The sequence below is a fragment of the Thalassotalea eurytherma genome (assembly GCF_030161415.1).
Lineage (GTDB): Bacteria > Pseudomonadota > Gammaproteobacteria > Enterobacterales > Alteromonadaceae > Thalassotalea_G > Thalassotalea_G eurytherma.
The window spans coordinates 89723-104745 of the sequence record NZ_BSSU01000015.1 but is presented as its reverse complement, the minus strand read 5'-3'; the positions used below and the strand labels follow the sequence as shown (position 1 = coordinate 104745).

Genomic DNA, 15023 nt, shown 5'->3' with positions numbered 1-15023 from the left:
GTTTTAGGTGAGGCCCTTTGATGACCATTAAACAAAAATTAATGCTAAACATCGTAATCTTTATTGTTGCGTTGTTGATTATGTTGGGAATTTTATTATACGCGTTAAAGCAATCTTCATTGGAAGTGAAAATCACGCGTCATTTGGCTTATGTCGAACATGAAGTTTCGCAACTAAAGCACCACCAAAAAAACTTCCTGACTTTAAAAAATGAAGAGGATACTCAGGCTTTTGATAAAAGTTTGAAGGCCACGCAACAAGTCTTAGGGGTGATAAAAGAAGAAGTTTCGCATTTTGATGTAGACTTAGCGCCAATTAACTCAGTGATGAGCAAAATTAAACAATATGGTGAACTGTTTGACGATGTTGTTGAACAACAAAAAATTATTGGGCTAAATCCGAAAGATGGCTTATACGGAAGTTTGCGGGCAAGTGTGCATGTCGTTGAAGAAACGCTTGGCAGTAGTGACTTTGAACTATTGGCTGGGATGCTTCAGCTGCGAAGAAATGAAAAAGATTTCATGCTTCGCCTTGATGATAAATACGTATCTAGGCTGCAAAACAATACCCAAATTCTACAACAAAAAGTGCAAGCAAGCACCCTACCTGATGCAGTAAAGGGTGACTTAATCGATTTGTTATCTGCCTATGAAGCTGATTTTTTGAATTTAATAAACGCGCAACGCAAACTAGGTTACGCCCCTGATCAGGCGATGCTAGGCGAAATGAACCAAGTCAGCGAGGATATTCAAAAGCAACTTCAAATCATTTTGACAAACTCGACAACTGCTGTGGAAGGTCGCATTCAAACAGTACAACAATTTGCTTTTGTTGTGTTACTTATCATTATTGCTGGCGCTGTATTTTTAAGTGTTTACTTAAGCCGTAGTGTCATTACTACAATTACTGATATGAGAGACTTAATGCGTAAAGTATCAAGCACCAATGATCTGACGTTAAAGGCTGAGCTTAAAGGTAATGATGAATTGACTGAAATGTCGCAAGTATTTAATGATATGTTGGCTGCCTTTAGACATCTGATAGTGGAATGTAATCAATCCGTTGAAACTGTAAATATTGCCACTAACACATTAGCAGAGAATATAGGCCTTGCTAATGAAGGTGTTGAAACGCAAATGCAGCAAACAGATTTAGTGGCAACAGCTGTTACTGAGATGGTGGCAACAGTAGATGAAATTGCCAAAAATACCGAAGAAGCAGCTAGCAAAGCCCAACTGACCACGGAAAATGCCGACAATGGTAAAGAAGGGGTTAGCCGTACGATAGAGCAAATCTCGGTATTATCTTCCACGTTAGAAGAGTCAGAGCATATTGTCACTGAATTGGCGAAAGATAGTCACACCATTGGCTCAGTTTTAGATGTAATTCGCGGTATTGCGGAGCAAACAAATTTACTGGCATTAAATGCTGCTATTGAAGCTGCGCGTGCGGGTGAACAAGGTCGAGGCTTCGCCGTTGTTGCAGATGAAGTGAGAACATTAGCATCTCGTACTCAAGACTCTACCCAAGAAATTGAAGGTATTATTAGTTCATTACAAACCCGTACCAAAGAGATTGTTGAACATATGGGGACTTGTCGAAAACAAGGTGATGACAGTGCTGAGCAAGCGAGTTCTGCGGGTAAGATGCTAGAAGAAATCACAGCAGATGTATCACTGATCATGGATATGAGCACGGCAATAGCAACAGCTATTCAGGAGCAGAGCTCTGTAGCTTCTGAAGTTAATGAACACGTTGTGATGATACGTGATGTTACTGAACAAGCTGCTGATTCAGCAAAACAGAATGAGCACATGAGTGAAGAATTATCACAACAAGCTAAAGTGCTTCATACCGAGGTAAGCCGTTTTAATGTCTAGTGGAAATAACTAAACTTTTGTAATGAAAATGAAAAAGGGTCAGAGTCTATCAAACACTGACCCTTTTTAATGAAAGTCGTTTTATAGAATAAAGCGGCTTAAATCTTCGTCTTGAACAACGTCGTTCAATATTTTGTTTACATATGTTTCATCAATTTCAATGGCTTCACCTGATTTATCATTTGCATGGAATGAAATCTCCTCAACAAGACGTTCCATCATTGTATGTAAACGACGCGCACCAATGTTTTCAGTGCTTTCATTCACATGAAATGCTGCGTTTGCAATTGCTTTAACACCGCTATCTGTAAACGAAAGAGTAACGCCTTCAGTCGCCATTAATGCTTCGTATTGTTGCGTTAGGCTGGCATTTGGCTCTGTTAAAATACGAACGAAATCTTCAGCTCGTAATGCTTCTAACTCTACGCGAATTGGTAAACGGCCTTGTAATTCAGGAATTAAATCAGACGGTTTTGCCATTTGGAAAGCACCAGAAGCAATAAACAAGATATGATCCGTTTTTACCATGCCGTGCTTAGTGCTGACAGTAGAGCCTTCAACAAGTGGCAACAAGTCACGTTGCACACCTTCGCGAGATACATCTGGACCAGAGCTTTCACCACGCTTACAAATCTTGTCAATTTCATCAATAAAAACAATGCCATTTTGTTCAACTGCTTCAATGGCTTTTTGTTTTACCTCATCAGGGTTTACCATTTTTGCAGCTTCTTCTTCTTGAAGCGCTTTAAAGGCATCCTTGATTTTTAACTTACGCTTTTGCGTTTTGTCGTTAGACAAGTTTTGGAACATACTTTGTAATTGTGACGTCATGTCTTCCATACCAGGAGGCGCCATAATTTCTACGCCCATCGGTTGGGTTGCTAAGTCTAATTCAACTTCTTTATCGTCAAGTTTACCCTCACGTAATTTCTTACGAAATACTTGGCGTGTTGAGCTATTTTCAGATTTTTCTTCGTTACCAAACGTATCGCGAGGCGGAGGTAATAAAATATCTAAAATGCGCTCTTCTGCCGCTTCTTGTGCTAAATGTTTAACGCGCTCAACTTCTTGCTCTTTGGTCATTTTAATTGACATGTCAGCAAGATCGCGAATGATCGTTTCTACTTCTTTACCAACATAGCCAACTTCGGTGAACTTTGTTGCTTCAACTTTAATGAAAGGCGCGTTCGATAGCTTCGCTAGTCGACGAGCAATTTCAGTTTTACCAACACCTGTAGGGCCAATCATTAAAATGTTTTTAGGTGTTACTTCTGTGCGCAATTCATCATTTAATTGCATACGACGCCATCTGTTTCTCAAGGCGATGGCAACGGCACGTTTAGCTGAATTTTGACCAATGATATGGCGGTCTAATTCGCTAACAATTTCTCTTGGTGTCATATTCGACATATGTAAATCCTTAATAGATAGCTTGCGGGAAGTTACAGCTCATCAATCGTGTGATGCTGGTTGGTGAAAACACAAATGTCGCCAGCGATTTTCAATGATTTTTCAACAATATCTTTAGCGCCTAGATCGGTATTTTCTAACAAAGCTAATGCTGATGCTTGGGCATAATTACCACCACTACCTATTGCGATGAGATCGTGCTCTGGCTGAACAATATCACCATTACCGGTAATAATGAGCGATGTTTCTTCATCAGCTACTGCTAATAGTGCTTCTAATTTTCGCAGCGCGCGATCGCTACGCCAGTCTTTTGCTAGTTCTACTGCCGCTTTAGTTAAATGGCCTTGGTGCATTTCAAGTTTGCTTTCAAAACGTTCAAATAACGTGAAAGCATCAGCTGTACCGCCAGCAAAACCAGCGAGCACTTTATCGTGATAAAGACGACGTACCTTTTTGGCATTGCCCTTCATTACGGTGTTACCTAATGAAACTTGGCCATCGCCACCAATGGCGACTTTGCCGTTACGTCTTACAGAAACAATAGTAGTCACATTAAACCTCAATATTGTGGCCGAGTAGTTAGCTACTCGGCATATGCTATGAAGTTTAAATGAGGGAGAATTTTAATTTTTCAAGGGGAAACGTGTGATTAACGCCATAACCAAATTTGACAATAGTTCACTTGGTTACTTTTTAATAAATGCTTATCTTTCTCGGCAAGGCGCTTGCGTTCGTATGGACCAAGGATAACTTTAAACCACGTACCGTTTTTGCCTTTTGTTTCTCTTACTTGAGAGGTTATGCCGGCAAAAGCGATTTTAGCTTTTAATACTTCAGCCTGTTCACGCGATTTAAAGGAACCACATTGCATTTGATATGGTCCTTTGTTTGTTACTTCATACTCGCCTACTTCCACTTCTTTCGTTTCAAGCTCTTTCATGTAGTCCCACTTTTCTTGTGGGGGAGCTGGCAAATCAGTTTCTTGTTTAGCAGGCGCTGCTTTTTTAGTTTCTTCAAAAATAGGTGGTTGCGCTGGTGTTTGGTTTAGCTTCCATAACCCATAGCCAAAGGCTGCGGCGAAAAATATCGTGATAGCTAAAACGACCTTTAACTTTAAAGACATAGCCGGCGAAGGTTGCGCTTCTTTTTTATAGGGCGATTTTTTTTTGCTATTGGGTTTGCGAGAAACGTAATCTTGGGGAGCCATGGGAAATACCTACATCTGAAAAGAGTTATTTTAACTAAGTCGAAGTAAAAAAAAAGACTTTTTAGTCACGTGTTACCAAGTTAAGTCTTGAGGGTCGATATCGATAGACCATCGTACCTTTTTGCTACTTTCTAACGAAGGAATATTAACAATCATTAATTGCAACAATTGATGAAGCGCGGTACGACCTTTACTTTGAATCATCAGATGAAAACGATATTTGCCAGCGCGTTTTTCCATAGGCGCGGGCATTGGGCCTGCCATCATGCAGTCAGAGGTGGCAAACTGAGTGAGATCAGCAAGAAATTTTTGCGGATAACTTGGGTAGTTTGCCTCGGCTCGAATGAGCGCTTGAAAGGTAAATGGCGGTAATAAAGCTTGTTGGCGCTCGACTAGGGCAAACTTAGCAAAGTGATGGTAACCATTATTGACTAAATCTTGTAATAAGGCATGTTGGGGAAAGTTAGTCTGTACTAAAACTTTGCCTGGTTTGCTTGCACGTCCAGCTCTGCCAGACACCTGAACAAGCAGTTGAGCCAAGTGTTCAGGGGCGCGAAAATCATGACTAAATAGTGCACCATCGGCGCCGAGCACAGCAACTAATGTAACATTCGGGAAGTGATGCCCTTTGGCTAACATTTGTGTGCCAACCAGCACATTGTATTCATTGTTGTTAATTGCTTCGAGCATTCGTGTTAGCTCACCTTTTTTACGGGTACTATCGCGATCAATCCGGATGATATTGGCATCTTCAAATAATTCAGCGAGCTTCTCTTCAACTTGCTCTGTGCCTAGGCCGATACCTTCAAGGCGTACGCTGCCGCAATCATGACATTGGTGCGGGGTTGAGTGTTGATTACCACAATGATGACAAACCAGTTGTTGATCATTTTTATGCAAGGTAAACGGCTTATGGCAACGCTCGCACATTGCAATCCAATGACACTCTTTACAGGTAAGGGCTTGGGCAAATCCACGACGATTAATAAAAATTAGGACTTGTTCACCGCGCTTAATCGTTTGCTTTATTTCATGGGTTAACGTACCCGAAAAACCTTGGTCAACTTGTTGTTGAGCAATATCAATGAGGGTGATTGGCGCTAACGTGCTATTCCCCGCTCTTTTTGTTAATTGGTGATGATGGTATTTGCCGTTTAACGCATTTTGTAAGCTTTCTAAACTTGGCGTTGCAGTGCCCAAAATAACAGGTATATTTAGTTGTTTAGCGCGCAATATCGCGATATCTCTACCATGATACCTAAAACTGTCTTGCTGTTTTAGCGAGCTATCATGCTCCTCATCTATCACAATCAAGCCGAGCTTTTTTAGCGGGGTGAAAATAGCCGACCGCGTACCAATAATTATCGCGGCACTACCATTTTGCGCAGCTAGCCAAGTTGCCAGTTTTTCAGAGTTGTTTAATGCGCTATGGTGCAAATATATCGGGACGCTAAAACGCTTTTCAAAACGAGACAATGTTTGCGGTGTTAAGCCGATTTCAGGCACAAGTATAAGCACTTGCTTATTGTTCGACAGAACTTGTTCGATAGTTTGTAAATAGACTTCTGTTTTGCCACTACCGGTAACACCTTCTAGCAGGTGGCAGGCGAATTCGGTTGTTTGGTTGATTGCAGAAACCACAACAGCTTGTTCGGCATTTAAACTTAACTTATTGCTTTCGTTCAGCGATGCTTCATGCCATGTAAACACTTTGTCGGGACGTGCTTGTTCAATCAGCCATTGTTTTTTAAGTAAGCTATTGAGCTGTGCTTTGCTGTAGCCAAGTGTTCTAAGCTCTGGCCAAGTAATACCATGACTTTGCTCAACAACATCATATAACTCCGACTGTTTAGGGGCTTTTTTGGCAAGTTTTGAGCGCTCTGACTCGGTAGGGGGTATCTCTGAAGAAGCCAAATACTCTTTTTCTGGCTCAATGGTTGGTTGATTAATATTTCTTAGCGGCACAGGCAAAGCTTGCTGCATGACATCACCTATTGGGTGGTGATAGTAGTTTGCTGCCGTATGCAAAAGTTTTAGTAGATTAGCGTCAAAATGATACTTGTCTGTAACGCGAGATAGAATAGGCTTTATTTTTTCAAGATCACAATCATTACTTGTTTTAGTTATCACGCCAACAACTTTTCTTGGACCGAAAGGAACGACAACTCGTTCACCAAGTACAATATCATTTGTATGCAGCGTATCAGGAACAGCATAAGTAAATAGTTGCCTTAAAGGCACAGGTATTGCTACTTCAACAAATATATCTGCCACTAGATGTCTCGACGATTGCTTTCGCTATATTGTGAACTGTGAAGCGCTTAGTGCCAAGTAGTTTTCATAAAATTGATAGTGCGCAACTTTTTGAAAGTTAATTGTTTATATCTATTAAGCGTTATTGCGAAATAGGAAATATTTAGATAAGGTCGAAACACAAATATGCTTGTAATTTAACACGTTGTTGGCTTGTTACCTGCAGTTATTCTCCTATTAACCTTAAAGTAACATATGATATCTGATTCTCTAAAATTGAAAACTATCTCTCCGTTTTCTTCCCCTTTGAATATTGTTTTAGGCATAGATCACTTGTCTAAGTCTCATCACCTTTTTTTACAACGATTGGCGCAAAGTAATGAACGTTTTACTAACATTCACCAAGATAAGCCTAAAAAGGATTATCAAGATATCGAAGTAGATACCCGTGATATCCGTCTATTGATGTGGGCTAGCTCTGAATTCCCAGAACTTCGCATTCATGTTTTCCCTAATGCTGTTGCTATTGCTGAAATTGATATAACGGTAGAAGGGCACTTAACCGCAAAAGCAGTAGGTGACATGTGCAGTGACAAAACCGAGGTAATGCTTGCTGATGCTTACCCTCAATTTTTTAAGGATTTAAGACAAGCCTGTAGCTTTGAAAAAAATGACATTTTGACTTTTGATGATTCCAATACTCAAATTGACATCAAGTGGACAGCGCGAGCCTTGACCTTAGAAAAATCACAGCTGTCACAAGCGGGTATTGATACGTTTTTGAAAAATTGGTTGAAAGATACACAGCGCCCTGAAGACGCAGCAGATATTATTGCAGGACTTAAAACGTATTCGTTAACTTGGTTAAATTATGTTTTGATTGATCGCTGTCAACAAAATGAAGATCCGAGAATCTCTACAATGGTATTAGCGCAGTATTATTATTGCGCACAAGAAAACTGCAATAGCATGCTCAAGGACGCTATTGATAATGCTTATAATGGTTCTGACATGTCAATTACAGAAAAAAAACTGGCACAAAGTCGCGTTGCTACTCGTTTGCATCAAATAGATTTTCACGAACATTTGAAATACCTCAATCGATTCAAGCGAAAGCTTATTCACGATATTTTATCTAGTTGGGATTTTGAACAGATGACGGCAAATGGTCAGCGCATGATTGAGGTGTGTTCGAGCAGGTTAGAAGAAGTTGATAATAAACGTCGCGAACGAAGTACGGTGATGACAGATTTACTACTTGTAACATTGAGCTTCTTTGCTGTATTTGAGCTGTCTTTATATTTAACTGAATTTAGTCGAGAAGTGATGTCTCGTCCTGCGCTTGATTATCATGATGATGGCAGATCCTTCTTTTTAGAGTTTTTTGCCAATGTCGATGTTGATGTGATGTTTACCTTTGGTTTTGGTCTAACCTTCGCACTTGTTGTGATTTATGTACTAATCAAGGGGAAATAAGATGCGTATCACAACGACATTGCTATTACTTTATGTGCTGGTATTGCCGGCATTTGCTCAAAGTCTTTCTGTTACCACCGCGCCATGGCAACCCTACATCGATGAAAATCAAGGTGGCAAGGCTGCGAACCTTTTTGAACAAATTATGAGTCAGAACAACACCGCAGTTGAATGGCAAAGGCAAAATTATGACTTAGGTTTCGCGCAAGTGGTCAGTGGGCAAAAGCATGCTTCATTTCCCTATTTCAAAACATCAGAAAGAGTACAGCAGGTCCTTTTTTCTCGACCTGTATTCCAAGTAACAAGTCATCTGTATTTTAATCGCCAGTATCAAAAGAGTATTTTGATTAACCAATTGGGCGATTATCGTATTGGTCGAGTTGCAGGATACAGTTACGGTGAGCAAATGGATGCTTGGGTGAGTCAGGGCAAAATATTCATTAATGAACGACAAGCATTACAAGCGTTGCTTGATAATGATATTGACTACTTACCTATGACTGAAAGTGTGATGAATCACATGCTTAACACACAGTATTCCGCACAAAAACTTTTGATTTTACCTGTCGAGAACATAGCTGATCATGCTAGTTTGCATTTGATAGCGTCTAAAACCCCTAAAGGCGAAGCCATTATAGACCAAGTTAATCGGTTGATAGAACAAGCAGCTAGCTTCAAAAGCTTGCAACTTGAACCAGAGCGCTTAACTAAATCGCCTGATTTAGCCGTGCTTAATACATCAGAAGGTTATCCTGCCATTATCGCTCAAACAGATTTAAGCGGGTCTCCCTCTTATTACAGCTTAGCCAACGGTACTAAAGCGCTGGTGGTAGAATGGAGCTTAAAAATGACAGCGGCGTCTAAAACAGATCATATTTATCAAAATATGATGGAAATGAGTAAAGTCGTTATTCTTAATGGTCCATTAGTGGGTAAAGAAGTTTACGTTAAAAATATGCATATTGAGTTGCAATAATGATCAGTTTATTGGGTTGGGTAGGTACATTAACGTATTTGATTAACCACACATATATTTCTGTTAATAAGAATTGGCAGCGTAAAATTTATTACACAGGTAATTGCTTTGCCGCGATCTTATTGGTCATTAGCTCATATTATATTGGGTCGTATCAGGCGGTATTTATAAACGGGTTTTGGGCAATCATCAGTATTGCGTTGTTAGCGGGCGTTCCTATAAAGAGTATTCCAGTTAAAACGAAATACTATGTGGTCATGCTGGCGATGATTATTCTTTATATTGTTATTGATTCTGCCTTAAACCAGAAGCTCAATACTGTGGCAATGGGCTGGTCTTCGGCGTTTGTTTTTACGATTGGTTATTTGTTGTTTTGCAGTGAAAAATTGAGTCAAACACATTACTTATTGGGTGATGCATACGCGGCGTTAGTTTTATTACCTCAATTATGGTTTGATCACAATTGGCCAGTTTTTGTGTTAGAAATATCGTGGGCCACTATTTCTCTCTATGGTGTTTATATGCGCAAAGATAAGATCCACTTAATTGATTAACCATGTTTTTAAACATGTTTGAATATTATTTCTTACTTTGAAGAAAAAATATTCAATTATCGCTGTTTTATTCTTGTGTCAGTGTGCGTGATCAAGTATCATTCGCCACCATTAATTTTAACTCGTATGGTGCTTGGCAAAAGACCAAGTGGCGATGCGGCCTTAACAGAGGTTATCCCATGAAAGAAGGTATTCACCCTAATTACGTTGAGATCAAGGCAACTTGTTCTTGTGGTAATGTTATCACTACGCGTTCAACTGTAGCAAAAGATCTACACTTAGACGTATGTTCAGAATGTCACCCATTCTACACTGGTAAGCAAAAAGCTGCTGAGACTGGTGGTCGTGTTGACAAATTCAACAAGCGTTTCGCAGTGCTTGGTAAAAAATAAGCGATTGAGCTTATTTGAAAAAGCGCCTAAGGGCGCTTTTTTTGTGCCTAAAATAAAACTATTTCAATAAATTTAAAAAATTTAGCTCGGCGTTTAAACCCTTTTGTCAGATACTGCATCTAACTTAGTAACTTAATATTGTGAGAATGGACAAGTGCAGAGTAACCCCATCATTCAAGCCGAAGACAAATTTGGTGTAGATGAATCAACATGGATAGCTAAAGCGCAGCAAGGCGATCAAAACGCCTTTCACCAGCTTTATTTGCTGCATCACAGAAAGGTTTATGCCTTATGTTTTCGTATGCTTGCCGATGCCGGAAGCGCTGAAGATGTCTGCCAAGAAGTTTTTGTTCAAGTGTGGCAGAAAATAGTTAACTTTAGAGGCGAGAGTAAATTCTCAACATGGCTACACAGTGTGGCAACACATATTGTACTTAGCCATATTCGAAAGCATAAAAACTGGATACAAAAAGTATTTAGTGTCGAAGACCAAGGCATGATTGAAGAAAGTGCCGAGATGCAGGGATTAAGCGAATTGGATAAGCATATTATGAAGCTGCCTGAGCGAGCGCGCATGGTGTTTATATTATTTGCTGTTGAAGGTTATCGTCATGAAGAAATTGCGAGTTTATTAAAAATGGCAGTCGGTTCAAGTAAAGCTCAATATCACAGAGCAAGACAACTATTACAGGAGAGCTTGGAAAATGAATAATTCATCACAGAGTAGCCAAGCAAAGCTGGATAATGCGATCAACGATCTCAATTCAGAAATCGCACCAAGCAGAGACTTATGGCCTGGTATTGAAAAGGCGATTAGTCAGCAGCCAAGAGAGCAAGTGAAAAACAACCACTATAGTTGGCGATCAAATTTAGCGCTTGCCGCTTCAGTTGTTGCACTCGTAATCACATTAGTGAACGTTAATGGCTTGCCAAATCCATCAAATCAAACAGATGTTGTCGCGATGATGGTTGAGTCATTTGAGAATGAACGTCAAGCCATGTTAGTGAGCTTTGGTAACAAGCCAGTAAGTAAAAATGCACTCTCAGCTGACTTACAAAAGCAGTTAGACGAACTCATTAAAGCACGAAAAAGCATCATTTCGGCGTTAGAAGAAGATCCTGAAAATGCTGATTTAATACATTTATTGAAATTTACACAGCAGCAAGAATTATCGTTGCTAAACCATATTTATCGCCCTAAATGGCAAACGATTTAAGGACAGTATCATGAATATTTTTAAAAGTAGTATCGTACTATTAACAACAACAAGTTTATTGGCTGTTGCGGGTGAAAAAATAGACCAAACATTACCTATTGGCGATGTCACAAGTGTCGAGGTTGAAAACCTTCGAGGCAAAATAAAGATTGTTGGTCAGTCAGTAGATAGCGTTCACGTGGTAGGTGAACTTGATGATGAAGCTGAAGGTTTCACTTTTGAGCAAAACGGTAGTGTGATGTTAATTAAAGTTGAAATGCCACGCCACCTTGAAAATAATTGGTCACGACAAGAAACAAACCTAGAGATTACTTTACCGAAAAATGTCAATGTCAGCTTTTCGGGAGTGTCAAGTGACATAGTACTCTCTGAGCTAGATGCTGATGCGAGTGTTGGCACGGTAAGCGGCAATGTCGCTATAAAAAATATTTCTAAGCGCTTAGAAGTCAGTTCTGTTAGTGGTGACATTGATGCTCATCAAATTGGTAATTTAACTCACTTATCTAGTGTCAGCGGTAATATTGATACATCAGGTGCCAGTGGTAGTCTATTTGTTAAATCTGTAAGCGGTGATATTGAAGCAAAAAGCACGGCACCTATTGTTGAAGCAAAAAACGTATCTGGAGAAATGGTGTTATCACTAAATAGCGTAGAAGACTTAATGATGTCTACGGTAAGTGGCGATATAGACGCAGACCTAAGCTTAGACAATAACGGACAAATTAAATTGTCGAGTGTGAGCGGTGATTTTCATTTGAACTTTTTGAATGATGTGCAAGCGATATTTAGATTACGAGCGAGTGCTGGCGGTGATTTGATAAACCGTTTAACAAGCGTGAAGGCGAAAGAAGATAAATACGGCCCAAGCTCTCGCCTATCATTTGAAACTGGCAACGCAAGCTCTCGTGTCAGCGGTAGTACAGTCAGTGGTAATATTGTTTTAACCCATAAATAATCTCTCTTTTAAATGTGTAGTTGACTAAACTGAGTCAACTACACATTTTTCATTTTTTAAAACTGCAATATCTGTTAAATTACTCTTCTTATGTCAGACGTTTGTTTACTCAATGACAAACAGATTTGATCGTCGTCGTGTGTTAGGAAGTCCTTAATGGCAGAGCAAAAATTCGCTAAATCAAATAAAAAATCTTTTAAAGAAAAAGATCATCAAGTAGAACAGTTGCGTGTGCCGCCGCATTCGTTAGAAGCTGAACAATCAGTTATTGGTGGCTTATTACTTGATAATGAAACCTTTGACCGTGTTGGTGAAGCGGTTGTTGCTCAAGATTTTTATTCTCGTTCTCATCGAATCGTCTATGAAACCATTGGTGAAATGATTGAGAAAGGCGACCCTGTCGATTTGGTTACCTTAACCGAAGCGTTAGAAAACGATCAAAAACTTGATGACGCTGGTGGATTTGCCTACTTAGCTGAGCTTATAAAGAACACGCCTAGTGCCGCCAATATTGTTGCTTATGCTGAAATTGTCCGCGAGCGAGCAGTAACACGTGAGATGATCAGTGTTGCCAATGAAATTGCAGAGGCTGGTTTTGATACCCAAGGTAGAACCAGTGCTGAACTACTCGACTTTGCAGAAACTAAAGTATTCCAAATTGCCGAAGCTCGTGCTAACAAATCGGAAGGGCCGGAGAATATCAACTCGGTGCTTGAAAAAACCGTCGATAGAATTGAGAAGCTCTATCAACAACCGCACGACGGTGTTACCGGTGTAACAACTGGCTTTTCAGATTTAGATAAGATGACAGCAGGTCTTCAACCGTCAGATTTAATCATTGTTGCAGCGCGTCCATCAATGGGTAAAACCACTTTTGCCATGAACCTGGTTGAAACTGCCGCGATGACGGAAGATAAACCTGCCTTGATTTTCTCTCTTGAGATGCCCTCTGAACAAATTATGATGAGGATGCTCGCGTCTCTTGGCCGTATTGACCAAACGAAAATTCGTACCGGTCAATTAGGTGATGAGGATTGGGCACGGTTGTCTTCAACCATGGGGTTGTTGATTGAAAAAGGTAAGATGTATATTGATGACGCTGCTGGTCTAACGCCTACGGAAGTTCGCTCTCGAGCACGACGTATTGCGCGTGATCATGGCGGTTTAAGTCTTATCATGATCGATTACCTTCAGCTTATGCGCGCACCACAATTCTCTGATAACCGTACGTTAGAAATTGCAGAAATATCTCGTTCATTAAAAGCACTAGCAAAAGAATTGGAAGTGCCTGTTGTTGCGTTATCACAGCTAAACCGTAGTTTGGAGCAACGCTCAGATAAGCGCCCGGTTAACTCGGATTTACGTGAGTCAGGATCGATTGAGCAAGATGCCGATTTAATCATGTTTATTTATCGAGATGAGGTTTATCACGATAATTCTGAATTTAAAGGCATGGCGGAAATTATTATCGGTAAACAGCGTAATGGTCCGATAGGGCGAGTGCCGTTGACTTTCCAAGGTCAATTTTCTCGCTTTGATAATTATGCTGGTCCACATGTACTTGAAGAAGATTAATCGCTAATTATGTCGATTAGAACTGCCACTGTTCATATAGATTTAAATGCGCTTGTTGATAACTATGGCATTATTAAATCAATGGCACCCTATTCAAAGGTGCTAGCGGTACTAAAGGCTAATGGATACGGTCATGGCTTAGTGCGCATTGCTAAAGCGTTACCGCAAGCTGATGCCTTCGGGGTTGCTCGGATAGAAGAAGCCCTAGAGCTTCGTACTGCTGGTGTGATAAAGCCTATCGTGTTGCTTGAAGGTGTTTTTGATGATGCCGACATTGCCATTTTAGCGGCGAATAACTTACAAACGATTGTTCACACAAATGAGCAACTTAATGCAATCTTAAGTGCTGATATTGATCGTCCTTTAAAGGTTTGGCTAAAAATAGACACCGGCATGCATCGTTTAGGTATTGCACCAAGCCAATTTAATGAGTTTTACAGCGCTTTATCTAAGTCTGATAATGTGCATGACGATTTAGTATTAATGAGTCATTTTAGTTGCGCTGATGATTTAAATAATCAAACAACGAGTCAACAATTTGCGATTTTTGAGCAGTTAACGCAACAGTTAAGCAACCCTCGTTCGATTGCTAACTCTGCCGGTATCTGTGGTTGGCAACAAAGTCATTGTGACTGGATTAGACCAGGATTAATGCTTTACGGTGTCTCGCCACTTATCGGTAAATCTTCTCAAAATATTGGATTAAAACCCGTGATGACACTTCAATCGAGTGTCATTGCCATTCAGCAAGTAAAAAAAGGCGAAACAGTTGGCTACGGCGCTGCTTGGCAATGCCAAGAAAATACCTTTATTGGTGTTATAGCGATAGGTTATGGGGATGGGTACCCTCGGCATGCTAGCAATGGCACACCTGTTTTGCTAAATGGTCGTCGAGTACCACTTGCAGGGCGCGTTTCAATGGATATGATAACGGTGGATTTAGGCGCTGATTGCCAAGATAAGATTGGTGATATTGCAACACTATGGGGCGCTGAATTACCCGTTGAAGAAGTTGCGACATATGCGACAACTATTCCATATGAATTGCTTTGTAATATAACCCGTCGCGTTAAATATATTTAATTTTAAAAAAGGCCAGAACCCGGTTCTGACCTATTATTACTTGTG

14 protein-coding genes are annotated in these 15023 nt (G+C 40.2%); 10 read left to right on the top strand and 4 right to left on the bottom strand.

What is annotated here, in order from left to right:
• Nucleotides 1-20: 20 nt before the first annotated feature.
• Nucleotides 21-1880 carry a methyl-accepting chemotaxis protein gene (locus tag QQK02_RS14780; RefSeq protein WP_284208876.1) on the top strand — a complete coding sequence of 620 codons (1860 nt, stop codon included), beginning with the start codon at nucleotides 21-23 and terminating at the stop codon, nucleotides 1878-1880.
• A gap of 81 nt (nucleotides 1881-1961) precedes the next feature.
• Here QQK02_RS14780 and hslU read toward each other — a convergent pair whose 3' ends face one another.
• The 4 genes from hslU to priA form a co-directional block, all read right to left on the bottom strand.
• Nucleotides 1962-3290 carry an HslU--HslV peptidase ATPase subunit gene (hslU, locus tag QQK02_RS14775; protein ID WP_284208874.1) on the bottom strand — a complete coding sequence of 443 codons (1329 nt, stop codon included), beginning with the start codon at nucleotides 3288-3290 and terminating at the stop codon, nucleotides 1962-1964.
• Nucleotides 3291-3322: 32 nt separating this feature from the next.
• On the bottom strand, nucleotides 3323-3841 hold the full coding sequence (gene hslV, locus QQK02_RS14770) for an ATP-dependent protease subunit HslV (RefSeq protein WP_284208873.1): 519 nt from the start codon (nucleotides 3839-3841) through the stop codon (nucleotides 3323-3325).
• A 98-nt stretch (nucleotides 3842-3939) separates the two neighbouring features.
• On the bottom strand, nucleotides 3940-4497 hold the full coding sequence (locus QQK02_RS14765) for an SPOR domain-containing protein (RefSeq protein ID WP_284208872.1): 558 nt from the start codon (nucleotides 4495-4497) through the stop codon (nucleotides 3940-3942).
• Between the two features lie 72 nt (nucleotides 4498-4569).
• Nucleotides 4570-6771, bottom strand: a complete 2202-nt coding sequence (gene priA, locus QQK02_RS14760; RefSeq protein WP_284208871.1) for a primosomal protein N' — start codon at nucleotides 6769-6771, stop codon at nucleotides 4570-4572.
• Between the two features lie 312 nt (nucleotides 6772-7083).
• Here priA and QQK02_RS14755 point away from each other — a divergent pair, with 312 nt between their 5' ends.
• From QQK02_RS14755 to alr, 9 genes are all read left to right on the top strand, one after another.
• On the top strand, nucleotides 7084-8226 hold the full coding sequence (locus QQK02_RS14755; RefSeq protein ID WP_284208870.1) for a hypothetical protein: 1143 nt from the start codon (nucleotides 7084-7086) through the stop codon (nucleotides 8224-8226).
• Between the two features lies 1 nt (nucleotide 8227).
• Complete coding sequence (locus QQK02_RS14750) at nucleotides 8228-9202, top strand: substrate-binding periplasmic protein (RefSeq protein WP_284208869.1); 975 nt, start codon at nucleotides 8228-8230, stop codon at nucleotides 9200-9202.
• On the top strand, nucleotides 9202-9756 hold the full coding sequence (locus tag QQK02_RS14745) for a CBU_0592 family membrane protein (protein ID WP_284208868.1): 555 nt from the start codon (nucleotides 9202-9204) through the stop codon (nucleotides 9754-9756). The genes QQK02_RS14750 and QQK02_RS14745 overlap by 1 nt, the downstream gene beginning before the upstream one ends.
• Before the next feature lie 179 nt (nucleotides 9757-9935).
• Nucleotides 9936-10148 carry a 50S ribosomal protein L31 gene (gene rpmE, locus QQK02_RS14740; RefSeq protein WP_284208866.1) on the top strand — a complete coding sequence of 71 codons (213 nt, stop codon included), beginning with the start codon at nucleotides 9936-9938 and terminating at the stop codon, nucleotides 10146-10148.
• A gap of 154 nt (nucleotides 10149-10302) precedes the next feature.
• Nucleotides 10303-10860 carry an RNA polymerase sigma factor gene (locus QQK02_RS14735; RefSeq protein WP_284208865.1) on the top strand — a complete coding sequence of 186 codons (558 nt, stop codon included), beginning with the start codon at nucleotides 10303-10305 and terminating at the stop codon, nucleotides 10858-10860.
• Nucleotides 10853-11365, top strand: a complete 513-nt coding sequence (locus QQK02_RS14730) for a hypothetical protein (RefSeq protein ID WP_284208864.1) — start codon at nucleotides 10853-10855, stop codon at nucleotides 11363-11365. The genes QQK02_RS14735 and QQK02_RS14730 overlap by 8 nt, the downstream gene beginning before the upstream one ends.
• 10 nt (nucleotides 11366-11375) lie before the next feature.
• Nucleotides 11376-12320 (top strand): DUF4097 family beta strand repeat-containing protein, encoded by a 945-nt coding sequence (locus QQK02_RS14725; protein WP_284208863.1) that lies wholly within the window; start codon nucleotides 11376-11378, stop codon nucleotides 12318-12320.
• Nucleotides 12321-12476: 156 nt separating this feature from the next.
• Entirely contained in the window at nucleotides 12477-13895 is a 1419-nt protein-coding gene (gene dnaB, locus QQK02_RS14720; protein ID WP_284208862.1) for a replicative DNA helicase, read from the top strand.
• A 15-nt stretch (nucleotides 13896-13910) separates the two neighbouring features.
• Nucleotides 13911-14978: an alanine racemase gene (gene alr / locus QQK02_RS14715; protein ID WP_284208914.1), complete on the top strand. Its 1068-nt coding sequence runs from the start codon at nucleotides 13911-13913 to the stop codon at nucleotides 14976-14978.
• The last annotated feature ends 45 nt before the right edge of the window (nucleotides 14979-15023 follow it).

Bases quoted from the DNA above. Each gene is read 5' to 3' on its own strand.
- QQK02_RS14765 (WP_284208872.1), bottom strand. From the start codon at position 4,497: ATGGCTCCCCAAGATTACGTTTCTCGCAAACCCAATAGCAAAAAAAAA.
- QQK02_RS14750 (WP_284208869.1), top strand. From the start codon at position 8,228: ATGCGTATCACAACGACATTGCTATTACTTTATGTGCTGGTATTGCCG.
- QQK02_RS14745 (WP_284208868.1), top strand. From the start codon at position 9,202: ATGATCAGTTTATTGGGTTGGGTAGGTACATTAACGTATTTGATTAAC.
- rpmE (WP_284208866.1), top strand. From the start codon at position 9,936: ATGAAAGAAGGTATTCACCCTAATTACGTTGAGATCAAGGCAACTTGT.
- QQK02_RS14730 (WP_284208864.1), top strand. From the start codon at position 10,853: ATGAATAATTCATCACAGAGTAGCCAAGCAAAGCTGGATAATGCGATC.
- hslU (WP_284208874.1), bottom strand. From the start codon at position 3,290: ATGTCGAATATGACACCAAGAGAAATTGTTAGCGAATTAGACCGCCAT.
- QQK02_RS14780 (WP_284208876.1), top strand. From the start codon at position 21: ATGACCATTAAACAAAAATTAATGCTAAACATCGTAATCTTTATTGTT.
- QQK02_RS14725 (WP_284208863.1), top strand. From the start codon at position 11,376: ATGAATATTTTTAAAAGTAGTATCGTACTATTAACAACAACAAGTTTA.
- dnaB (WP_284208862.1), top strand. From the start codon at position 12,477: ATGGCAGAGCAAAAATTCGCTAAATCAAATAAAAAATCTTTTAAAGAA.